The organism is Okeania hirsuta (assembly GCF_003838195.1).
Lineage (GTDB): Bacteria > Cyanobacteriota > Cyanobacteriia > Cyanobacteriales > Microcoleaceae > Okeania > Okeania hirsuta.
On the sequence record NZ_RCBY01000008.1, the window covers coordinates 1 to 21,790 of the forward strand.

The 21,790-nt window shown below is 33.6% G+C and carries 19 protein-coding genes and 2 pseudogenes; 7 read left to right on the forward strand and 14 right to left on the reverse strand.

Annotated features, from left to right (window positions below; genetic code table 11):
* Window positions 1-186 precede the first annotated feature (186 nt).
* The 4 genes and pseudogenes from D5R40_RS38995 to hslO all read right to left on the reverse strand — a co-directional run bounded on the left by D5R40_RS38995 (window position 187) and on the right by hslO (window position 5,098).
* Window positions 187-1,047 (reverse strand): annotated as a pseudogene (locus D5R40_RS38995) (ISAs1 family transposase).
* Window positions 1,044-1,271, reverse strand: coding sequence for a transposase family protein (locus D5R40_RS02465; protein WP_124143838.1), 228 nt, complete (start codon window positions 1,269-1,271; stop codon window positions 1,044-1,046). The pseudogene D5R40_RS38995 and the gene D5R40_RS02465 overlap by 4 nt, the downstream one beginning before the upstream one ends.
* Before the next feature lie 192 nt (window positions 1,272-1,463).
* A complete protein-coding gene (locus D5R40_RS02470) occupies window positions 1,464-3,629 on the reverse strand; it encodes a hypothetical protein (protein WP_124144066.1) in 2,166 nt (721 codons plus the stop codon).
* 533 nt (window positions 3,630-4,162) lie between these two features.
* Entirely contained in the window at window positions 4,163-5,098 is a 936-nt protein-coding gene (gene hslO, locus D5R40_RS02475; RefSeq protein ID WP_124144065.1) for an Hsp33 family molecular chaperone HslO, read from the reverse strand.
* A gap of 417 nt (window positions 5,099-5,515) precedes the next feature.
* Here hslO and D5R40_RS02480 point away from each other — a divergent pair, with 417 nt between their 5' ends.
* Window positions 5,516-5,914 (forward strand): hypothetical protein, encoded by a 399-nt coding sequence (locus tag D5R40_RS02480; protein WP_124144064.1) that lies wholly within the window; start codon window positions 5,516-5,518, stop codon window positions 5,912-5,914.
* Between the two features lie 1,029 nt (window positions 5,915-6,943).
* On the opposite strand, the gene D5R40_RS02485 is transcribed toward D5R40_RS02480, so the two are convergent.
* From D5R40_RS02485 to D5R40_RS02500, 4 genes are all read right to left on the reverse strand, one after another.
* Entirely contained in the window at window positions 6,944-7,432 is a 489-nt protein-coding gene (locus D5R40_RS02485) for a TrkA-related ion transporter (protein WP_124144063.1), read from the reverse strand.
* Window positions 7,433-7,441: 9 nt separating this feature from the next.
* Window positions 7,442-7,783, reverse strand: a complete 342-nt coding sequence (locus tag D5R40_RS02490) for a hypothetical protein (protein ID WP_124144062.1) — start codon at window positions 7,781-7,783, stop codon at window positions 7,442-7,444.
* An 18-nt stretch (window positions 7,784-7,801) separates the two neighbouring features.
* Window positions 7,802-8,077 carry an ion transporter gene (locus tag D5R40_RS42350; RefSeq protein ID WP_124144072.1) on the reverse strand — a complete coding sequence of 92 codons (276 nt, stop codon included), beginning with the start codon at window positions 8,075-8,077 and terminating at the stop codon, window positions 7,802-7,804.
* Between the two features lie 667 nt (window positions 8,078-8,744).
* On the reverse strand, window positions 8,745-9,083 hold the full coding sequence (locus D5R40_RS02500; RefSeq protein ID WP_124144061.1) for an FmdB family zinc ribbon protein: 339 nt from the start codon (window positions 9,081-9,083) through the stop codon (window positions 8,745-8,747).
* A gap of 815 nt (window positions 9,084-9,898) precedes the next feature.
* On the opposite strand from D5R40_RS02500, the gene D5R40_RS02505 reads away from it, so the two are divergent.
* Both D5R40_RS02505 and D5R40_RS02510 read left to right on the forward strand, forming a co-directional pair.
* On the forward strand, window positions 9,899-10,579 hold the full coding sequence (locus tag D5R40_RS02505; RefSeq protein ID WP_124144060.1) for a hypothetical protein: 681 nt from the start codon (window positions 9,899-9,901) through the stop codon (window positions 10,577-10,579).
* 408 nt (window positions 10,580-10,987) lie between these two features.
* Entirely contained in the window at window positions 10,988-11,464 is a 477-nt protein-coding gene (locus tag D5R40_RS02510; protein ID WP_124144059.1) for a TspO/MBR family protein, read from the forward strand.
* Between the two features lie 761 nt (window positions 11,465-12,225).
* Here D5R40_RS02510 and D5R40_RS02515 read toward each other — a convergent pair.
* Together D5R40_RS02515 and D5R40_RS40685 are read right to left on the reverse strand one after the other, a co-directional pair.
* Window positions 12,226-12,459 (reverse strand): hypothetical protein, encoded by a 234-nt coding sequence (locus D5R40_RS02515; protein ID WP_124144058.1) that lies wholly within the window; start codon window positions 12,457-12,459, stop codon window positions 12,226-12,228.
* 1,778 nt (window positions 12,460-14,237) lie between these two features.
* Window positions 14,238-14,384 (reverse strand): annotated as a pseudogene (locus D5R40_RS40685) (transposase); the annotation flags it as partial.
* Window positions 14,385-14,516: 132 nt separating this feature from the next.
* Here D5R40_RS40685 and D5R40_RS02520 point away from each other — a divergent pair.
* The 3 genes from D5R40_RS02520 (at window position 14,517) to D5R40_RS02530 (ending at window position 19,228) form a co-directional block, all read left to right on the forward strand.
* Window positions 14,517-16,298, forward strand: coding sequence for a sodium:solute symporter family transporter (locus tag D5R40_RS02520; protein WP_124144057.1), 1,782 nt, complete (start codon window positions 14,517-14,519; stop codon window positions 16,296-16,298).
* Window positions 16,299-17,830: 1,532 nt separating this feature from the next.
* Entirely contained in the window at window positions 17,831-18,334 is a 504-nt protein-coding gene (locus D5R40_RS02525; RefSeq protein ID WP_124144056.1) for a DUF4149 domain-containing protein, read from the forward strand.
* A 408-nt stretch (window positions 18,335-18,742) separates the two neighbouring features.
* Window positions 18,743-19,228, forward strand: a complete 486-nt coding sequence (locus D5R40_RS02530; protein WP_338043142.1) for a hypothetical protein — start codon at window positions 18,743-18,745, stop codon at window positions 19,226-19,228.
* A 323-nt stretch (window positions 19,229-19,551) separates the two neighbouring features.
* Here D5R40_RS02530 and D5R40_RS41820 read toward each other — a convergent pair whose 3' ends face one another.
* From D5R40_RS41820 to D5R40_RS02550, 4 genes are all read right to left on the reverse strand, one after another.
* Window positions 19,552-19,752, reverse strand: coding sequence for a Uma2 family endonuclease (locus D5R40_RS41820; RefSeq protein WP_338043141.1), 201 nt, complete (start codon window positions 19,750-19,752; stop codon window positions 19,552-19,554).
* Window positions 19,753-19,925: 173 nt separating this feature from the next.
* The gene (locus D5R40_RS02540) at window positions 19,926-20,225 is read right to left on the reverse strand and encodes a TMEM165/GDT1 family protein (protein ID WP_124144055.1); all 300 of its coding nucleotides are present in this window, start codon (window positions 20,223-20,225) and stop codon (window positions 19,926-19,928) included.
* Between the two features lie 161 nt (window positions 20,226-20,386).
* Window positions 20,387-20,833, reverse strand: a complete 447-nt coding sequence (locus D5R40_RS02545) for a TMEM165/GDT1 family protein (protein WP_240038854.1) — start codon at window positions 20,831-20,833, stop codon at window positions 20,387-20,389.
* Window positions 20,834-21,038: 205 nt separating this feature from the next.
* Window positions 21,039-21,407: a YkgJ family cysteine cluster protein gene (locus D5R40_RS02550; RefSeq protein WP_124144054.1), complete on the reverse strand. Its 369-nt coding sequence runs from the start codon at window positions 21,405-21,407 to the stop codon at window positions 21,039-21,041.
* Between the two features lie 158 nt (window positions 21,408-21,565).
* Between D5R40_RS02550 and psb30 the strand changes: the two genes are divergently transcribed.
* The gene (gene psb30, locus D5R40_RS02555) at window positions 21,566-21,697 is read left to right on the forward strand and encodes a photosystem II reaction center protein Ycf12/Psb30 (protein WP_124144053.1); all 132 of its coding nucleotides are present in this window, start codon (window positions 21,566-21,568) and stop codon (window positions 21,695-21,697) included.
* Window positions 21,698-21,790: the final 93 nt, after the last annotated feature.

Consider the following 21,790-nt stretch of genomic DNA (forward strand, 5'->3'; position numbering starts at 1 on the left):
GAGGAGTACAAGTTTGGCCATGTTATCAAGTATTTCATGGTTTTTTCCCGAAATTATCACTCTTAAACGGCTTTGTTGCATGAAAGTAGCGATCACAAACACCAGAACGATTGAAATGGAAAACTAGCTCAGAGCAAGGGTCTTGTCTGAACCCATTTCAATTCGAGGGCGACTTCAGTTCTGGATTTACAACAGCAGAAAAATCTGCTCCAAATCGTGAGCAATGGTACGAATAGCAGTAGTGAGGGAAGAATAGCCATGAAGGCGACAGATAGCGATCGCCAACTGACGAATCACAGAAAAATTAGCTGCAGCTTGAGAGTGCCGAATTAGACTCTTGTCCTCTCCAAACACTACATCTTTAACCCAATGTAGTCGATTCTCAATTCCCCAATGTCCCTGAATTCCTACTGCAAATTCTGCAGCACTCAACTCTAGACTACTAATGTAGTAAGCTGTTTGATCATAATCAACACCTGCTCGTTTACCCTGACGCTCTACTTTAATCAAAGACTTAATTCCCTCCCACTCAGAGCTAATTCCCAACAGATGATTAAACACAGATACTGTTCTACAAACCAAAGGATTTCTGCATTTGTCTTCTGATATATCAATACTACTTGGTTGTGTTTGTTTAGTCGTTAGTTGTACCTGTTGGTACAATTTTTTTTGATTACCTTTGAGTGCTACCCTTGTAATGATTGTCACTGTCAATGATTAACTTGACTGTTTTTTTTGACCATGTAAGGCATCACAAGTAAAAACCACTCCTTTGAGGTTTAAGCTAGTCAATATGCTTTGGACAACAGCAATTTCACTACTTTCTTGATTGTGAAATTGCTCTACAGGTACAGGTACTCCTTGACAATTACTGAACACAGAAACAACATTGACAAAGTTTTGGTAAGAACTATTACAATCACTCACAGTAGACCTAATACTCTTACCATCTACTGCTAACCATTCGGCCTCTTGAATTGTGATTTGCTGTTTAGCCCATTGATTGAATACTTGAGCCAACTGAGCAAAATCAATTCTGGTCATCATTCGCCGAAATGTAGACTTCTGGAGTGAAAACTCAAAGGTGATAGCTCTAGTTGTTGGTGTAAGGCCAGGTGATGACGACGAGCAAAATCTTCTAGGGCACAATAGGAGAAACAACCGCTCATTGTACCCATAATTACTAACAGTAATACTAACCATAATGGATAACGTCTCCCTCTGGCAGCTCGAAAATCTGGTAACTGGGCCAAGATTTGTAACAAGTTCATTTCTATCTAAGCCCTAAATAGAGAATATTTGGCTTCACTCAATACTTGACACCAATCATTGTACTCCTCAATATTTTTCTCTGGCGACAATGAATTAGCCCTGCCTGATTAAGGGGGGTTGAAACCGCCGTTCGTTTTTCCGCCCCCGCGCCTAAATTGAGGGCGTTACCAAGCTCTCGAACTTCCTCCGTGTTAATTATTATTCATAAACTTTGGTGCAGATATTAGGGGTTTACCTCTCTCATCTGTTATGGTCTTTTGATTTTCTTCTCTCAATTGTTGAGATTGGTCTGGAGGTATAGGTATAGTTTGATACTCTACAGCTTCTGGAGTTGGAGTCTGATATTCTGGAGTTGGATTCAGCCAGGTTTGCCAAATTCTAATTTGACTCTGAGCTGAGTTATAAGCAACACTATTTACCGGGATTTTTCTAGCAATCTCAATAGCTAGTGGTACATTTTGATTAACTTCGTCCATAGCGATCGATAAAATTTGTTGACCCCATTGATTAATCAACTGGGAAGCTTCCAATTGCCTAGAACTGTAAGTGGGTACTTTCTGTGCTAAACTGATAGCTTGAGCATAACCATCTACCGTACCTACTGCTGCTGCTTGACGAGCATTCTCTAAACTTTCTTTTGCCTCTTTTTGAGATTGCCACTGTTGTATTTTGGAGTTAGCTTGGGGATATAGAACCCTTCCTTGTTGAATCTGTTGTGCTGTAATAATTGCCTGTTCTAAATTACCTGAGGATGCTAGGCGTTCTGCATTATCAAGAATTGGTTGATCTTGAGAACGTTGAACTCTTTGTGTCCACCTTTGGATTTTCTGTTGAGCTTCCTCATATAGAGTTCTGCCCCTACCAATTTGACTTGCTTCATCAATGGCAGCTTGTATAGAACTAATATCGCCAAAACTTGCTAATTTTTCTGCTTTTTCCAAATAAGGCCGGTCTTCTTGTTGCTGTAGTTGTCTACTCCAATTTCCTATCAAAGTAGTTGCTTCTTGTCCACGGGGGTTATAAGGAGGAACAGTCTGCAATTTAGCGATCGCTGCTTTCAAATCGCTAATTCCTCCTGGTTGGGCTAGTTTTTTTCCTTCTTCTATAATCTTGACATCTGCAATTTCTTGTTGCCAAATACTAATTAACTGTTGAGCTTTGCTGTAAAGAGGTCGTTCAGTTTTGAGTTTTTGAGCTTGAGCAATAGCATCTTCTAGTCCCACTATTGTACCCAGATTAGCTGGAGAATGGGCACGAGCTAATAATTCTATATCTTTTACTTTTTCCTCTAGGACATCATTTTCTGGAACTTTATTAACTATCTTGAGTGCTTCTTGCCAATTTCCTTCATTTAGTTCTACTAAGGCTATATCTGCTATTTGTTCGCCCAAATTTAGTATCAACTTTTGAGCGGTCTGATAGAGATAGCTATTTTTCCCAATTGCTTGAGCTTTTTTGACAGCATTGGTGAGATTATCTAGTCCACCTTGTTGGCCAATCTCTCGTGCTTGGTTTAATTTGCCACCTTCTTGGCGAGTTCTTTTGATGTCGTTAATTAGTTCCTGGTATTTTTTCGTTTCCCAATGTACATTTGGTACTGACAGTAGACGAGAAGCTTCCATGGAAGCTTGATTCCATTCTTCCTGACGCAGATGTTCTTGAGCTTTCTTATAAGTTGTTTCAGCTTTAGTCCAAGTTTGTTGCCAATTTTGAATCTGTTCTTTGACAACTGGATAAGCTGAAACTTTCTGAGGTACTTTTTGGGCAATTTTAATAGCTTCTTCTAATTTTCCATCTTGAAAAGCTAAATCTCCCAGGGACAATATTTTTTCAGACCATTGTTCAATGTAAACATCAATATTTGGACGCATTGGATGGTCATTTGATAAAACATCTACCAAATTAATTGCTTGAAGTAAACTATCTACTGTGGGAGAAGTAGCTAATATCTGAGCACAATAAAGACGTTTGCTTGCTGATGCGGTTGGCCAGTAACTTGCTTCACAATCTGCCTGAGAAGGTAATTTGAATAAGGCTGATATGGCTGTTATACCTGCCCCAGCTGGAACTATTACCAATAGTGCTATCCAAAATAGCCATTTTATCGGCCAAGTATTGTTTGCAGATTTTGGGCTTTTTTGCTTAGTTTTTTCTATTGGAGAAACTGAATATTTTTGCAGAGTGGAAGGTTTGGCCGGATGTTTGTATGTTTGTATCTGACTGCCATTGGATCTAAGTTGCTGCAGTCTTTCTTCGCGGTTTTTCCTACGTTCAGGTAGTTGCCATTGGGTTTGTTTTTTTTGCTTCATCTGGCGTAGTGTCCGTATACGGTCTATTGTTTTGTATTTTTCATTCATATACACTACTTATCCCGAACAGCAAGCAACAGATATATTTCATGCTTAATGACTTTCCGGTTGGTTTAGCCTGTGGGTAAGCCTTTATCTAAAATATTAAATTTAGGCTTCAATTATCTGCGGTTTATATTTATACACTATTTTGGGAAAAGATGCAACCTCAATATGAACAGAAAATTAATTGTTTGAGAAAACAATTAATACCAGGAGGTTTTACAAGTTTTTCAGTTGAAAAAATGAAAACAAAAACTTAGTTTTATCGCTAATATGGAAAACCCATATTTAATAATATGAAACCTATTTAACATGTATCCTATTTAACATTTATAAATTTATAATTATTATTCGTAATTATCTTTCGTAATTATCTGAAGCATCAATTTTTACAGAAAAATTAGCCCTCACATTTGATTTTCATTGCCGAACCTACGCCTCCCTTATTCTTGTGACCAAGGTATCAAATTGGTTCTATAAAGCTATGAATTCAGAAGACAACGATCAATTTCTATGTGTTCTGAATTCTTAGAATAAACTTATGAAGATGATTTATGTAGTTGTCCAACAGGAATTTCTGTGAAGGGTTGTTGTAAGTCCTCAATTAGTTGTATCAGGTCTTGTTTACTAGCTTGATATACTTCTCCACAAAATTCACAGACTGCCTGGGCACCATTGTCTTTTTCAATCATATCTTTTAGTTCATCAACGCCAAACATTTTTAAGGCTCCTAAAACTTTTTCAAAAGAGCAACCACAGTGAAAACGAACTATTTGACTTTCAGGAAATATATTTAACCCCATGTCCCCCAAAAGTTGTTGAAAAATTTCTGGTAACGTTTTGCCAGCTCTAAGTAATGGAGTGAAACCTGATAAGGAAGCTATACGAGATTCTAAGGTTTGAACTAATTCTTCATCTATAGCTGCTTTGGGCATAACTTGTAACAAAAGTCCTCCTGCTGCTTGTATACCCTCTTTATCTACATATACTCCTAGTACTAAAGCGGATGGTGTTTGTTCTGATGTAACTAAGTAATTAGCAATATCATCTCCAATTTCTCCAGATACTAGCTCTACCGTACTGGAATATGGGTAGCCATAACCTACATCTTTTACTATATATAAGAAGCCTTGGTTGCCTACTGCTTTTCCTACGTCCAATTTGTCAATTTTATTTGGTGACAGCTCAATTGTAGGATTGTCTACATAGCCTCTTACTGTTCCATCTAGTCCTGCATCCACAAGAACTCCTCCTAAAGGACCATTGCCTTGGACACGAATGTTGACTCTTGATTCGGGAGTTTTCATGCTAGAAGCTAATAATAGTCCAGCAGCCATTGTGCGGCCAAGAGCAGCAGAGGCCACCCAAGAAAGTTGATGTCGTTGTCTTGCTTCTTCAGTTAAGCGGGTGGTAATTACACCAACAACACGAATGCCACCTTCTGCTGCTGTCGCTCTAATTAGTCGATCTGCCATTGAAGTCCTTACATTTCTTAATAATTCTAATTGTTTTTATCATAACTCTGTTGGAATATTCCTGTTAAGTTTGTCAGATATTTATTATAGATGTAAGTAATGGTTATACATAATTTATGCCCTAGTTTTTGTATTAGTTTTATGCTTATTGTGTTAGTCTAAGTTGTTAGATATAATGATATATTATAGATAGTATTATTCAGTTATAAAACTTACGATGAATATTATCTTGAGAAATAATTTTTTGCTAAAATATCTAGTAATAAATTATAAAAATAAGTAAATTTGCTGCAAATTTTGGCTTCACTCATCCCTAATTATAGGGAAATAATGTTAACCTAGATGCTTGTAATTTTCTATTTTTGTTTGAGAAAGAGATACCAAGTATAAATTCAAATATTATATTACTATATTATTATGTTAGGTACTTTCCAAAAAAGCCATTTGCGGATTGAGATTGAAGCTACTGAAGCTACGATCAGAGAGAGTTTACTATGTTCATCTCAGTTACAAACATGGTTGTGGCCTCAACGCTTTTCTCCTGGACTACCAGAACAATTGTCTCAGGGTTTAGAGTTTAAAAGTATGGTTGGCCTAGTAGAAATTAAACATTATGTTGATGTAGTAGGGTCAAATTGTTTGAGGTTGTTACTTAGTCAAGGTATTGATGGATTTCACGAGTGGTATTGGGGAGATGGTTGGATACAATCTCGTTTAGAAGGAATATCTATGTTGCCTCTAAATTTAGGTCAGACTTTTAGTTTAGTTCGCTTGCGAGAGTTTTTAGCTACACCAGAAAAAGCTGTTAAGTTTTAAGTTATTAATTCTTAAAATATGGCAATTATTTCCATTTACAGTAAATTGCAAGTATAGCGCTACGCGTAAGGCAACAGGCAATAGGCAATAGGCAATAAGGAAATAAAAAGGGTTTCAGCTTCTATTGATGTCAAAAACCTTAATGCGTAGCGTTATATATACAGTTAAAGACATTAATAATAATACTTTTTTAATGCAGGAATCTTGCTCAGTATTGGTGTACCTTAACTTATATGAAATCTGCTGTATTTTTTATTTGGTTTTGACCTATTCAGGATTGCTGTACTAAGTTATTATATCAAGTCTCATTAATTAGCCATAATAAAAATGTTCTTATCTTGAGAGAGAATATTTTTTCCATTTGTCATGGGGAGCAAACAAATTTCCTATTGTTCCCTGCTCCCTACCCCCTAAATTTTTCCGAAGTGGTTATTTAGAGTTTGCTGATTAAATCTAAAAGCATTTACATATAAAGGTATTAGCATTTTTTAGTTGAAAAAAGTCCCAGCTTTTAGGTCGCTTAGGTTCAAAAAATTAGCATTTTAGGCGCATAGTTGCGCAGAAAAATCAAGGAACTATTTTTCCTCCTACCTCCTCTATAATTCCCATTTCTCCTGACTCGGTCCTCCTGACTCGGTCCTCCTACCCTCACCCATAAGACTTTTTCAGCAAACCCTATTTAAAGAGATATAGCAATCCTATTTTATTCGTGTCAAAAATCTTACTGCTTTTTAGGGAACACTTAACTGGGAACACTTAACTGGTAAGAGTTTCAGTTTTTTTATTTACTTTTTGATTACCCGCAACCTATTTAGGATTGCTATATGATATTAGCTATTTTTCGCCAACCGCTATTAATGCTAAAAACAATTAAAAGCAATGGCTTAAAATAATCAAATTTATAATTTTATTTTTCTCGAAGCTATAACAATTAAATTATATTTTTCCTGAAAAATATAGCGTTCAGGATTAATTTAAAACTTACCTTGAGGCTGAGAAACTGCTATTAAAATAGCGTTATGAGTTTGCTTAATATGTATAAATAAACAAGTCTAAAAAAGTTTTCCCTATCCATTTAGCAGTAATAGTTATCCGATAAAACTGACTTCCCCTTTCATAAGTTAGTAATTCTGAAAATACACCCATTAACCCTCTATTCAAAGCAGCTTGAGCTAATAGAAAACCACTTTGTTCCTGGCTAACTATATAATCATTGACATGACCCATATCTAAGTGAGAGCCATATTCACGGTTAAGTAATTCAGCACAGGTATAAACATTTGGATTTAATTTTTCTGCTGTTAAAGCTGCTAAAATTTTCCGAGCATCTGCATCTTGATCGCTACGACCATGGGTTTTATCACACAAAATAATACAAGTTTCAGCTTGACGTATACCTGCTTTTTCTAAAGCAGTAAATTTGGTAAAATCGTCTTTGAGAAATTGTATCCGAAATTTTAAATCTGGGGCAATAAAATTAGGTTCATCATTAAATTCAGCTATTACAATAATTGGTATTCCTTTGCTTTAACCAGCAGCTTTAAATTCTCTAACTATAATCTCAGCTTTGCGATTCCAACCACAAATAATTGTATGATTACTAAAGCTTCCCCAGTCCACAATATCATCCTCTATACGGATTTTATCTACCATAAATGCTGATACTTTTCCAGTCAACATAGCAAAGATAGTAACATTCATAAACATGACAAACACTGCAACTATTTTTCCTCCTAATGAGGATGGTGAAGCCGGAATTGGTTCGACAGCAAATAGAGAATAAACACTAAACCAAAATCTTTCTTCTAAGGAAGTGAAGTCTGGGTTACTACTACTTTCAAATACTAGGATAGCAACACTACCAAACATAATAGTTCGTAGCAGTAGTCAAACAACGATTAGGTATTCTTTAATTCCTCTTTGTAAGATATAAAGAAAGGAGCTGGCATAACGGTTGAAAAAACCAGGTAACCTGAGTATTCTTAGTAAGCGTAATAGTTGTAAAGCTCTAATCGATCTGAAGACTCTTAGTAATGGTAATATAGCTATTATATCTAACCAGTATTCTTGAAAATAAACTTTTTTATTAGGGGCAACTATAAACCGGAAGCTTAATTCTATAACAAATAATATAGTGAATATTTTACTAAATGTATTACATATTAATAGATAGGGTTATTTTTCAGGTATAGATAATTCTACTATGGTTAATATAACGGACAAAATTATGATGATACCAATAGTAAGATTGACTATTGGTAGTTGCAAAAAACGTTGTAGATAAGGCTGGAAATTGTGTTTTTTTAATAGGAATAAAAGACTAGAATTTGAATTAGTCATAAATCAATAGACATCTCCAGAAAAGAGGGAGCAGGGAGTAGGCAGTAGGCAGTAGGGGGAAATAATTGATAATTGCTGTGTGATAATTGATTTTATTTTTGATTTTTGGAGATGTTTAATATAGAAAAAAACACTTGTTAATATATTCTACTTATTAATACATTATTCGACTATATATAGTGCTTATCAAGTTACTGAGATACTGTTGTTTTTCTTCTTTTCTGTCTTGATGCGCATTCCCTGTGGTCTGTCTCCGACGCGGGGTCGCATCGTTATTCCCTGTTTCCCGCATTAATACTCATTACTTCCTGAAACAAGCGAATTTTGTATTTCACGGTTCTTGGGAATTGCTATATATGAATATTAAGCAACCATCAAAATTTTTATAACAGCAGTAGCTTGTTGATGTAATAAACCATGATTTTGATTTTCTAATTTTTATTTTTGGATAAAATTATTGGAGTAAAAATTAGAAAGCTTTTTGTGATATTTAGTCTCCTAGTTTTTGCTTAAAATTTGGATAGGTACTATGGTCGTTGATATTTACTATGGGACTTTCATCGCCTGTTGCTGTGATATTTTCATAGATTCCTTGGTCTCTTTTTACTAATTTACTAAATCCTTGACTTTTTAAATCGCTGATGCCTGTTTCTACTATTATTCTAGGGGCACTAATCATACGTTTAACAGGAGTGTCTTCTGGGGTGTCACCAAGGTCGCATTTAGCTAATTTACATAACTGGCCCCAAGTAGTAATATTTTCATTTATACTGTGCCAAACTTCTAGTTTTTGCTGATTAGTTGGACAAAAATAATCGTATACAGGCATAGTAATAGTTATTGCAGTAAAAGGCTTAGTTTTTAATTATAGATGATGTTAAAGTGTTTCCAGATGTTATAAACAGAAAATTAATTTTTTGAGAGATTATGAAGAATAGTGACCGTGAATCAAGAGAGTTTTTAGTAGGAATAAATTATAGCCTAATATCTACAACTCATCTATAAACACTATCTATATGTTATATCAATTTCAAAAAAGAATCCTACAAAAAAAAGACTGTAAATTAGGCATAAAAAGAACTTATCTAATCCTATAAGCAACCTATTTCGATTGCTTTTTCTTCTTTGATCTTTTCTATCATGGGTTTAATACCTTGCCTTGCGGAATAATTAAGGTTTAAAGCCTCTTCTTTAAAGGATAAAAAAGAAAAAATTTTCCCTACCGCGTCAATGCTATCCTTTTCAAGGAGAGGTAATTGTTAATAATTAATAATTAATTATTAATTGTTGAAAGGGGGGTGCTTAAAATTGGTTGGGGTTATAAGATACGAAGTGACGTTTAGAAGAGATCCTGGTCTAATTTTCCCTCCTGCCTTCTGCCTTCTTCAAAATTTGTTTATTACTTCTTCCTACTTCCCTCTTACTTCTTCCTTAGTCATAGATGTGAGGTTCTATACTTTTTGTCTAAGATTAATCTGGTAAATTAATTAAGCTTAATTATTATTTTCAAGAGTATTTATAAAGTTCTATCAAACTAATTTATTTTTTTGTGGCAATCCAGCTATTATAGTTGAAATCGATATTTGATGCTAATATAAAATCTATAATATACAGGAATCAAATAATGTTAAGGAGAATTAATTAATGAGTGATTTTAAAGTAACACCACAAAGCGAGCTAACTACCAGTCAAATGTTAGAGAGATACAATTTAGACGATGAAATAACTCTAAAACGTTGGGCACAATTACATGGTATTGACAATAATCGTGGTTACTACAATCCAGATGAAGTGGATCTAATAGATCATGTACATCATCATATTTATAATCTTGGCATGAGTATTATCGATTATCAAAGTTTTATAGATCGTCGTCAAATTCCAACACAAAAGTTTACTCAGGAAAATGGTGAAAATATGATGGAAAATAATATTTATACAAATGTAAGTAATTCGGCAAAAAAACATCAAGGAACAGAAAATTTTGTTTGTAATGATTATGATGCAATAAATAAGACTTCAGAGGAAATTAATAATGAAGAGTATGCAGCCATAGAGATGTTAAAAAAGCAGTATTCTGAGGCAATTGATTTAATGGGAGAAAAAATAGCTGACCATTTTATAGATGAATTAGATGTATCTGTAATGCGACATCTTATTAAGAAGGTAAAAGAGCGTCAAAGACTTAATGGTAAAGTTTCATCAAATCGTTTTCTGAAAACAATTAAAGCTGTTTTACAGCCTCAAAATGGTAATTTTCTTGTTCCTAAAGATAATGAGAATGAATCTAGTATTGAACTAGAACAAAATCATCGACTTGGTTAGTTAATTTGTTTAGCAATAGTTTACTGTTATGGGGGTGGGTTTTACATCAGAGTTTTTTGAGTTTAGATTGCATCTTTTGTTAAACCTAATACTCCTCATAAATAGTAGGAATAGAGTGTTATTCTGATCAAGATAGCAATCTTATTGAAGATAGCAATCTTCTTCAATTTGTGAAAGATTTTAGACTTTGAGGGAACTGAGAACAATCAAATTACTATGAATGATTTAGGATTCCTAAAAATAGTAATTGATTAGATAAAAGCTTAGACTCTGGCTTAATGCTTCCTTGGTTAGGGCTCCCAAACTTTAGTAAAATATCAAGGCTAAAATAGAAAAACTATAACTAGCTAGATACTGAATACTGATAATTTGATTTTGTATTGCTATGAATTATAAACTATAAAAAAAATGATTAAATCTTGGATGATAATTGGTGCGGTTACTTTCTTAATAGCATTCAGTAGTAGTATTTTTACGCCGTCTAGAGGTATCCAATGGTTTAGACATCTACAACGACCTAATTGGTTAACTTTTGAAAGAGCAATTCCTAGCATTTGGACGATAATTTTTATTTGTGGTGCTTGGTCTGCATATATTATCTGGGAACAGGAGCCAGGAACTAAAAAAACTTGGTTATTAATGGCATTATATTTATTGTTAGAAATTGTGACAATAGCCTATACACCTGTGATGTTTTGGATGCAAAATTTGAAGGTAGGAACAATTATTGGAGGAACGGGTTTTGTATTAAATCTGATACTAATTTTGACTGTCTGGCAAATTAATAGTTGGGCTGGAATATTATTATTACCTTATATATTTTGGAGTCCAATTGGTACTTATACTACTTGGGAAATGAATCGTATTAATTCTGAAAATCAGTAAGAGTAACTAATTTTTAGTGTTATATCAATGACGGCAAACTTTGCTGGGCTTAAATTTTTAACTACTATTTATTTATTGCTGAATTTATTGAAGTTAGTGGGGAGTATTTAATAGTTATGATGATGGTGATGGTGATTTTTTGACCTTGCCTGGATAGGATGAAATTTGTTCATTTTGTTGGTAGCGATCGCTCAAGAATGAAGGAATAAAATCAAGGCTAAATTATCGGAGGAATTTTTTGAGTAAAAATCATCAATAAGTAGTTGGATAGATAACGGTAATATCTCTGTTTGATGATTTGTTCTGACTAAATAAAGAACAAAAATATTTGGAGTTAATTCTCTTTTTTTTCAGCAAGGGTAGTTGAATTTATTGAATTTAGTGGGGAGTATTTAATAGTTATGATGATGGTGAAGGTGATTTTTTGGCCTTAGCTAGGTAGGGTGAAATTTGTTCATTTTGTTGGTAGCGATCGCTCAAGAATGAAGGAATAAAATCAAGGCTAAATTATCGGAGGAATTTTTTGAATAAAAATCATCAATAAGTAGTTGGATAGATAACGATAATATATTTTTTGACAGGAAAATCATAAAATGTTTGATGATTTGTTCTGACTAAATGACGAAATGAATTACTGAATAATTAAAATTTCAAGTCTCTACCCATCCAGGATAGAAAAGAAAAAAATATTTGGAGTTAATTCTCTTTTTTTTCAGCAAGGGTAGTTGAATTTCTTGAATTTAGTGGGGAGTATTTAATAGTTATGATGATGGTGAAGGTGATTTTTTGGCCTTACCTAAGTAGGATGAAATTTGTTCATTTTGTTGGTAGCGATCGCTCAAGAATGGAGGAATAGAAGTTGCTTTATAAGTTGGCAAAATCAAGGTTATGAGCGTAGTAGGACTTTTGATAAATGGTGTTACACCACTTAATTTTATGTGAGGTGGCACAGAATTATGAAATTTATTAACTTGTCTATCTCGATCTATGGTCAACCCTGATCGAGATATTATTTTATGTAACTTAGAAATGAATTTGCTATAAAGACTATAAAACTCAATAAATAGAATCTTTAATTAGAAGAAAAGCATTGTTAAGATTCCGATAATAGATGATTTTTGTGGCAACTTAGGCCAAGATAATCGTTACTTTTGGGTTTATTCATGTCGACAAAGCAGAAATTTATAGTTTATTTGTTGCTACAAAATTTATATAGCAAGGTATGGGTACAAAACTGCTACAAACTCTAGAAAAAGTCGTCATTCAGAAAAAACATAAATAAGTTTATATCACTTCTTCATTGACAGCTAAAAAATTTTATAAAAATAGAGGATAAAAAAAATTGAGGAATCAGGTTTTTATTCAGAAGGAAAAATTTGGGTAAATTGTATATTGATGAGAAACAAGTTACTTAGTACTGGTAAAATAGCATTTATTTTGGCAATTTATTTTCTAGCTATGAAACAGATATATAGCAGTCGAAATCAAAGTTAGGACACATCAAAAGCTTAAAACTCAGACAACCCCAGGTTTTTCCAATAGACATCTCCGGAAAAGAGGGATTAGGGAATAGGGAGTAGGCGGAAAGAATTGATAATTTCTGTGGGATAATTGGTTTTATTTTTTATTACTGGAGATGTCTAATTATTTTCTAGTTATCAAACAGATGTATAGCAGTCGAAATCAAAGTTAGGATATATCAAAAGCTTAAAACTCAGACAACCCCAGATTTTTTTAATTTCAGTCCTTCCTTCTCTCCTAATGAGATTTACATAACTTTTAGAGCTTTAATATAGACCAAACTTTACTTGTGATAGGTAAACAGGTCAATATTGTTAGTCAAAAAATCAATAAAACAGTGCATATATAACTGCAAAAAAAGCTTTATCAGCACCAGTAAATGTCTTCAAAGTTTGATTTGCCTATTACCTTTTTAGTCCTTCAGTTAACTTATACGAAATAATTAAAGTATAAGCACAAAATATCAATACAAAAAGGCGTTTCAAGCTCCATTTATCTCGTTCCTTGATATTCTTTTAACCCCAAACATAATGAGAGCTTCTCGATCAAACACCTCTATCCAATTTCTGTTTGAGTAGATATCTATTATCCACTCAGATGTTACTTTTAACCTCTCAATATGGGTAATCAAATAATCAATTTTTGTTCTTTTTTCGCGCATAACTAGCATTCATATAGCGCTACGCGCTATGGAATAGGGAAAACTGGATCTGGGAATAGCGAACTGTAAAATGGTTTTCGGTGCGGAATCCGTCAGGAAACAGAATTAAAAAATGTTCTAACCAATTCCTGTAGTGCTATAACTATAGCAAAAGTTATTTTTCCTTTGAAGTGCGAAACCGAAGCTTTAACGAAGTCAGAAGTCATAAGTCATAAGTCATAAGTTAACCCACCCCTAACCCCTCCCAGGAGGGGAAGTAGGAGATGCGTGAGCAACTCTCCAAAAATATTGCGCCTTAAAAGGCGGGGTTGCGCGACCCATATTATTTTGATAAATGTACTAACTCAAACTTTTTTTTCTAGAGTTAATACCACTGATTCAAATTTATTTAATGGTCAGCTCCTTATTGAATAATTATTTAATAATTAAGGTTTAAACCCTCTCCTTTAGAGGAGAAACAAGAAAAAATTTTCCTTAAGGGTCAATCCTCTTCCTTTTAGGGAGAAGTAATTATCAATTATTCATGATCAATTATCAATTATTGAAGAGGTTTATCTATTCTGATTTTTACTTCTGATTTAACTACTACTTTTTGTTGTTTTGTCTGATTTCTCCTAGATATTTTAATTTCCTTTCTTCGAGTCTTTTCAGGAAAGTTGTGTTATTGCCATAACCTGCATCAATTAAAACTATTCCCCGAATATAATATCTGTTGAAGATACGGCCTACTAACTCTAATTAAAAAACAGAATCAACGGATAGTTTATTTTCTCAGCTTTATCATCATAATTATCAGAGAATCTCATAATTGCTATAGTGCTATCTTTGGTATAAAATTATCAATGATAATTGATTTATAGATTTACTTTTATGGAAATAATTGATTATACAGTTGTAATAATTTACTTGGTATTTATTATGGGTTTTGGGGTTTTTCTACAAAAAAAAGCTTCGACAGGAATAGAATCTTACTTTCTTGGAAATCGGAATTTGCCTTGGTGGGTTTTGGGTGCTTCTGGTATGGCTTCTAATACTGACCTTGCAGGTACTATGATATTAACTGCTTTAGTTTATGCTTTGGGGACTAAGGGATTTTTTATTGAAATTAGGGGTGGAATAGTATTATATCTAGCCTGTTTAATGACATTTATTGGAAAGTGGAATCGTCGCGCTCAAGTAATGACTGTTGCTGAATGGATGCAGTTACGTTTTGGTATGGGTCGAGAAGGAAATATTGCCAGAATTATTAGTGCAGTTGCTAATATTATTTTTGCTATTGCTTCTATTAGCTATTTTGCCGTTGGAGGTGGCAAATTTTTAGGAATTTTTTTGGAAATTGATGATAGAGTTGCTGGAGTTTTACTCATTTTATTAGCTTTAATTTATACTGCTATTAGTGGTTTTTATGGAGTAGTTTTGACAGATGTTTTTCAAGGAATCTTGATTTTTGTGGCAGTTTTATATATCTGTTTTATGGCTTTTAAAACTGTAAATCTACCAGAAACTTTTTCAATTTCCATTCCTGGTACAGAACAATTAAAAACATGGAATTTAGCAGAATGGAGTAGTCTCACCCCACCAATAACTATTGATTTGCCAGGGGATTATAGTATTTTTAATTTGTTTGGTGGAGTGATGTTATTTTATACTTTTAAAGTATTTCTCGAAGGTGCTGCTGGTGGGGGTGGTTATGTAGCTCAACGTTACTTTGCCGCGAAGAGCGATCGTGAGGCTGGGTTACTTTCTTTATTCTGGATTTTCTTATTATCATTTCGCTGGCCTCTAGTTACAGCTTTTGCAGTATTAGGGATAGATTATGGTCTGAAAAATCAGGTAATTTCTGACCCTGAATTAGTTTTACCTACTGTAATTGCTGAATATATTCCGGTAGGTATTAAGGGTTTATTAATTGCCTGTTTTATTGCAGCAGCAATGTCAACTTTTGATTCTATTATTAATTCTAGTGCTGCATATTGGGTGAAGGATATTTATCAAGCTTATCTTAAACCTGAAGCTTCTAATCAACAATTAGTTAATCAAGGTCGTTTAGCATCTATTGTCATTGTTGGTTTAGGGTTAATGTTTAGTTTTAATATCACGAATATTAATGATATTTGGGGATGGTTAACTTTAGGATTAGGAACTGGGTTGTTTATTCCTTTAGTATTGAGATGGTATTGGTGGAGATTTAATGGTTATGGGTTTGCCATTGGTACTGGAGCGGGTTTGGTTGCAGCTATTTTGACAAAAGCGGTAATTTTACCTGTGGCGAATAATTCTCAAGCTCAGGAATATATTTTATTTTTGGTGCCGAGTATTTGTTCTTTTTTAGGATGTATTTTGGGGACATTTTTTACACCAGCAACTAACTTAGAAACAATTGATAATTTTTATCGGGTGACGAGACCTTTTGGCTTTTGGGAAGTAGTGAGGAAAAAATTACCAACTAATATTCAGGCAAAAATTCAGGCAGAAAATAAACGAGATATTATGGCAACTTTTATTGCTATTCCTTGGCAGTTGGTTTTATTTTTGATGGGAATGATGTTGATGATGAAGCAGTGGGATAATTTTGGTATTTTATTATTAATATTTATTTTATTGTCGATTGGATTGTATTTTACTTGGTTTAAGTATTTGGAGAAAATATAGATTTAAGCTAATATGCTTTGATTTTGGAAATAATGTAATTGTGGATGGAAGGAACACCCGGTATGGAAATAAATAGGGAATATACAGATGTTTTAAGCTTATATAGGGTTTCCCAAGGTCGTGAGGTACAGTTATCTTTTTGTCTTTTTATGTAAGCATTCAGCCGTCAGCTATTAGCTATCAGCTATTAATGTTGGGAAAGGTAAAAGCAACCTTTGAAATTTAGGAAAGAATAAAAAGTTACTTTCAAAATCTCCGGACTAAACCTGAGAAGTAATTATTCATTATTAATTGCTGATAGCTGACTGCTAATAGCTGAATGCTTACCTTTTTATTCCCTGTTCCCTGTTCCTTGTTCCCTCAAACCTAAAATTTTGTATAGCAATGAGCGCTGGTATATTTACAAATTGCAGGAGGGGCAAAATAGCTAAAAGTCTTATATTATCAGTAATTTATTCCCCCAGATGAGCTGTTGCCTGTTACCTGTTGCCTGCGCACAGCGCTATACCTCACGCTTTTTGGGAATTGCTATATAGTTATTTCAGCTTAGATTGAGAAAAAGGTTTCTTGCCTTGTAAAGAATTTCAGCCGAAAAAGTGTTTTATTCTTATTTTAAATGACTATATATTCACAATTTAAATTTGCCATAACTGAACATTAAAAATTGCATCTTGATCGGATATGCTTAAAAATAGCTTATTCAGTTCATTTTATATGGTAATTTCTATCGTTTTCTCTTTTTTTTAAATATTTATTCCTCCTTCCTTCTTGCTTATTGCTTCTTCCTTCTTTATTACTTCTACTATTTGTAAAAAACGTTGATCGAATTTGTATTAGGGATAAAGTTGAGGGGAAAATAATTCCTTAATATATATTCCCTAGTTGAAATAATTTGAGATTTTTAATACTCAAATTAGGGAAACTTTCTCTACCTAAATTCGCCTCAAGTTTTGAAATTTATTTCTAAAATAGTAATACCAATTTTATGTGAAACTCCACAAAATTATCAACTTCTATAAGTTATCAACCTCGATCTAAAGTCAATTATTTATTCTTGAAACCTTAATTCTATGCAACCCAATATTAAATTAGTATCAAGTTATTTGAAAAGTGTGCCAATTACTAAGTAGGTCGGTTTAATTATCCGTAAAATAACCAGAGAAATTCAAAACTTTGAAAATTAGGTTGAAAACTGCCTTCTGGCTTCATTTTCAGACTCTTCGTTTTTTTGCGCAGCATGACAAACGGAAACGTCTATTTATGCCCACCAACTTAATTACTACAGCGCTACGCGCAAGTTAAAAGTCAAAAGTAAAAAGTCAAAAATAATCCCTGAGTGAGTTTTAGCATTTATAAATGTCCGCGCCCTATTTGCGTAGTGCTATAACTTAGATTTTTTGTTTGGGAATTTTTAGTTATTTTTACATTTCTTATCAAAATCAGATTGTAAAAATACTTAATACTAATTGAGGCGAATTTTAGTTAAGCTGAAGATAACTAATTCATATATAACTCTAAATAGGTAAAAATATATGGCAACTATTTCTTCAAATCTGGAATCTAATCAAAAACGTTGGCAAACAATAGTTTGTTTAACTTTAGGTTTCTGGTTAAGTGCCTGCATAATTTTAGACGTGGTAATTATGCCTAGTATGTATGCTTCTGGCATGATGAATACATCAGATTTTACAGCAGCAGGTTCAATAATGTTTTCGTTGTTTAACCGACTTGAATTAATTTGTGCAAGCTTGGGTTTAACAGGTTTATTAGTATTAAGTGCCACACCAAATAATTTAATTAAAAATACTAAAACAGCAATTATATTTTCTATAGCATTGTTGGCGATCGCTTTAATTGATACTTACGGTTTAACTCCTCAAATGAGTGCTTTGGGTATAAATCTAAATCTGTTTGAGTCAGTTAAAGAAGTTCCTGTGACCATGAATCAAATGCACGGCGGTTACTGGTTATTAGAAGTAATTAAATTAGTTGTTGGCGGTACTTTACTTGGTTGGTGTTATCAACAAAAAAACTAATATAGCAATTCCCAAAAAGCGTGAGGTACAAAATTCGTTTGCTTTAGGCAACAGGCAACAGGCAACAGGGAACAGGCAACAGGGAAGAAAGAAAAAACTACCTCACTAGCCAGATAAACGCTATAACAATGTTGTAGGTGAAGAAAGTAGGGTAGGTGCATTTTGGTTGAGATAAAATTAATCTCAATTAATTTAATATTTGCCCACCCTTAACTGACTAACTGATAACTGAAAATGACCTCTAAAGAAACTCATGCCTTACAGTAAATTTACCTTAGAGGAAGTTCTCACTAATTTTAATCTTCAGCTGGTCGAAAACTTGGGTAAATTTAATAAATTACCAGATGTTATTCCCAGTCAATTTCTTCAAGAAGCTTTAGAATATTATCTACCATTAGCAGTGGCGATTTGCTCCGCAACGCTAGCGCGAACGCTTCGGAAAAAGCTCGTTTCCTGACGGAATGCTCCGCAAACAGAATTTATTATTGCTCCAGTATTAGCAGAAGTAAAAAAATATCTAATAATCAAATAGGCTTATTTTCTGGCATCGAATTTAATGTTAATCCAGAGCTAGAGTTAAATGGTTTTTGCGATTTTATTATTAGTCATTCCACATTACAAACGATAATTCAAGCACCAATAGTTACTCTTGTAGAAGCTAAGAATGATAATATTAAATCTGGCTTTGATAAATGTATTGCCGAAATGGTTGCTGCCCAGATTTTTAATCAAAATAAAGGGAATGATATTCGCAAAATTTATGGAGCTATTACCACAGGAACAGCTTGGCAATTTTTAGAATTAGAAGCTCAAACTCTAGTATTAGATTTAGAGGAATATTCTATCAAAAACTTACCGCAAATTTTAGGAATATTAACCAGTTTTGTTAGTTAGTATTTAAGCATTCAGCTACTCCCTACTCCCTACTCCCTATTCCCTACTCACTAAATCTAATATAACCAACCAAATAAATCTGCAACAGATAATTGCCAATCTGTTAATAATCTGTTAATAAATTGAGGATGGGTAAATTATCAGAATCATATCTAACTTCTGGTTGCTGGTTAGGTTGGAAAATTAGTACAGATTCATCTTCAGAATCTATTAACCAACCCAACTGAGTACCATTATTTAGACAGAAAAGAATTTTATTAATTAATTAATTGATTAGCACCTTGGTCTGGCGAGAGAATTTCTATTACCCAATCTGGTGCTATTTAAAATCTATTTTCGATTCTACCATTGGGTTTTCTTGGAATACGTTGCCATGCAAAAACTGAAATATCTGGAACTATGGAACCTCCGTTAAAAGTACATCTTAATTCTGGCAATGCCATTGCTAACTTTTGTGGTTCACCTGCTTGATTAATTGCTGATGATAGACAGGTTTGAATTCTACTATGCTCTCCTTGCGGCATTGGTTTTTGATAAATTTTATTGTTAATATATCCGCTTGCTGGTTTTGTTTATGGCAATTGTAAAAATTCTTCGAGAGTAATTTGTTTGGGTGAATCAACAGAGGTTAGCATAATTATTTTTACTCCATACAGTGCTTTCTCAAATATTCTAGAAAATGGGGATTTTTTCAATCTCAATTATTTTCAGATTCTTCTACTTCCTCTTCACCAGAGAATAAAAGACGAATACCCATAAATGCAAATCCAGTTGCAGCCGTAATTTTTACTATATTTGTTGGTAAAATTTCTGCTACTCCTTCCCCTACTAAAACTCCTAAAAAGCTAGTTAATAATAGAGCAGTTGCAGTACCAAAAAATACTGCCTGGGGAAATTTTGAAGACCCACCAAGGGCGATGGCTGCTAATTGACTTTTATCTCCTAATTCAGATAAAAAAACTGCGATAAAACTTAAGCTTAAAAGTTGCCAATCCATAGTAGTTAAGAAGGAAGAAATTAAAAAGTAATAAATCAAGAAGAAAGAATAATTTTTTAATCAAATACAATTCTTTGGTTTAAAATGTAGTAGAAGTTAAACTAATAAAAGCTGATATCTGACCGCTAATAGCTGTTTTTGCTGCATTCTGCAGGAAATGCTTAGGAAAAATTTTTATAAAATGCCTCTACTATTAAAGTTAAAGATATTAGTAATAAAATCATTCCTGCCGATCTTTCTATAGTTTTAGGAGAGAGGCGACTGGCTAACCATTTTCCCAACAAAACCCCTAACAAACTTGTAGTTACTAATGCGCTACTTGCACCTAAAAATACTATCCAAGGAGATTGAGATTCGGCAGTCATTAACAGAGTAGTAAGCTGAGTCTTATCGCCAATTTCTGCTAAAAATATTGTGACAAAAGTAGAAGCAAATACTTTCCATGCTCCTGTTTTTTCTACTTTCGTTTCTTGTTGTTCTGATTGAGAATTTTTGGGGGGTAAAAGTTCACCCATTTCTGAGGCAACTTGTAAAGGTAAGCTCTCAGAAAATTCTTTTTGTTCTAAATTTATTTTAGGTTGAGGTGTATTTTCACTAAAAGATTTCACAGGCTAATTTACTAAATTACTGAGTATATGTAGATTCTTTAAATTTTCTTTATTGTTTCAGATAATTATGTTACTGTCAACTACTCTACTCTACTTATCAAAATAATTGGGTCGCCCAACCCCGTCTTTTAAGGCAAAATGTTTTTGGAGAGTTGCTCAAATTCTCCTGACAAAAACAACTTCTGACTTCTGAGTTCTGAGTTCGTTATCTCTGAAAACCTGAGTTAATACCCACTGCATGATTAAAGCGCAACATTTCTAGACTACGATCGCCGTACATATCTCCAATGTGCTGCTGACAACAGTCAATGGCAAATTCATTAAGTTCTTCTGGTTCAATACCGTACAATTCTCTAAAGGTATCTGGTTGGACTCGACAAAAATGGGGCCTTTCGGGGTAAATACGGCATTCTCGCGTTAAACTATCGTAATTAATACACCATCCATCTGCTCCTACTAAACTCATATAATGCTTTAGCTCTTCTGTAGATAAATATTCTTCTAATTCTGGACGCTCTGTTGGGTCTAAGTAACAACAAGCACCACAATTTTTTACACAACACCAACTAGCCATTTTTTTTTAGCCAATAGTTATTTCTTAACGGCCTTCTGATTGTAGCAGACTAAATTATTGAGTTTTGTAAAGTATCTTAAATTAAAGTAGCGATAGCTTGGTAGAATAAAAAACGGTTTTTCAGCTCAGTATATATTTGATTTATTTTTAGGGGAAATATGGGGTTTTTAACTGATTTGTTCAGCAACATTAACTTTGAAACTATTGCCCAGTTAACAATGTTGGCCATGGTTGTCATTGCTGGCCCTGTAGTTATTGTGCTACTGGCACTTCGGGGAGGCGATTTGTAAGTTATTTACTTACTTTGGTTTGATTCAAAGGCGTTATTCAGAGGGATGATGGAGACAGATGCGATGGAGATGTAAGCTGACAGTCCAGATGCA

Coding starts and splice junctions, on each gene's coding strand:
- D5R40_RS02550 (WP_124144054.1), bottom strand. CDS start 21,407: ATGGCTAGTTGGTGTTGTGTAAAAAATTGTGGTGCTTGTTGTTACTTA.
- D5R40_RS02470 (WP_124144066.1), bottom strand. CDS start 3,629: ATGAATGAAAAATACAAAACAATAGACCGTATACGGACACTACGCCAG.
- D5R40_RS41820 (WP_338043141.1), bottom strand. CDS start 19,752: ATGCCGCAAGGAGAGCATAGTAGAATTCAAACCTGTCTATCATCAGCA.
- D5R40_RS02500 (WP_124144061.1), bottom strand. CDS start 9,083: ATGCCTGTATACGATTATTTTTGTCCAACTAATCAGCAAAAACTAGAA.
- psb30 (WP_124144053.1), top strand. CDS start 21,566: ATGGGGTTTTTAACTGATTTGTTCAGCAACATTAACTTTGAAACTATT.
- D5R40_RS02510 (WP_124144059.1), top strand. CDS start 10,988: ATGATTAAATCTTGGATGATAATTGGTGCGGTTACTTTCTTAATAGCA.
- D5R40_RS02520 (WP_124144057.1), top strand. CDS start 14,517: ATGGAAATAATTGATTATACAGTTGTAATAATTTACTTGGTATTTATT.
- D5R40_RS02480 (WP_124144064.1), top strand. CDS start 5,516: ATGTTAGGTACTTTCCAAAAAAGCCATTTGCGGATTGAGATTGAAGCT.
- D5R40_RS02505 (WP_124144060.1), top strand. CDS start 9,899: ATGAGTGATTTTAAAGTAACACCACAAAGCGAGCTAACTACCAGTCAA.
- D5R40_RS02540 (WP_124144055.1), bottom strand. CDS start 20,225: ATGGATTGGCAACTTTTAAGCTTAAGTTTTATCGCAGTTTTTTTATCT.
- D5R40_RS02525 (WP_124144056.1), top strand. CDS start 17,831: ATGGCAACTATTTCTTCAAATCTGGAATCTAATCAAAAACGTTGGCAA.
- D5R40_RS02490 (WP_124144062.1), bottom strand. CDS start 7,783: ATGTTTGGTAGTGTTGCTATCCTAGTATTTGAAAGTAGTAGTAACCCA.
- D5R40_RS02465 (WP_124143838.1), bottom strand. CDS start 1,271: ATGAACTTGTTACAAATCTTGGCCCAGTTACCAGATTTTCGAGCTGCC.
- hslO (WP_124144065.1), bottom strand. CDS start 5,098: ATGGCAGATCGACTAATTAGAGCGACAGCAGCAGAAGGTGGCATTCGT.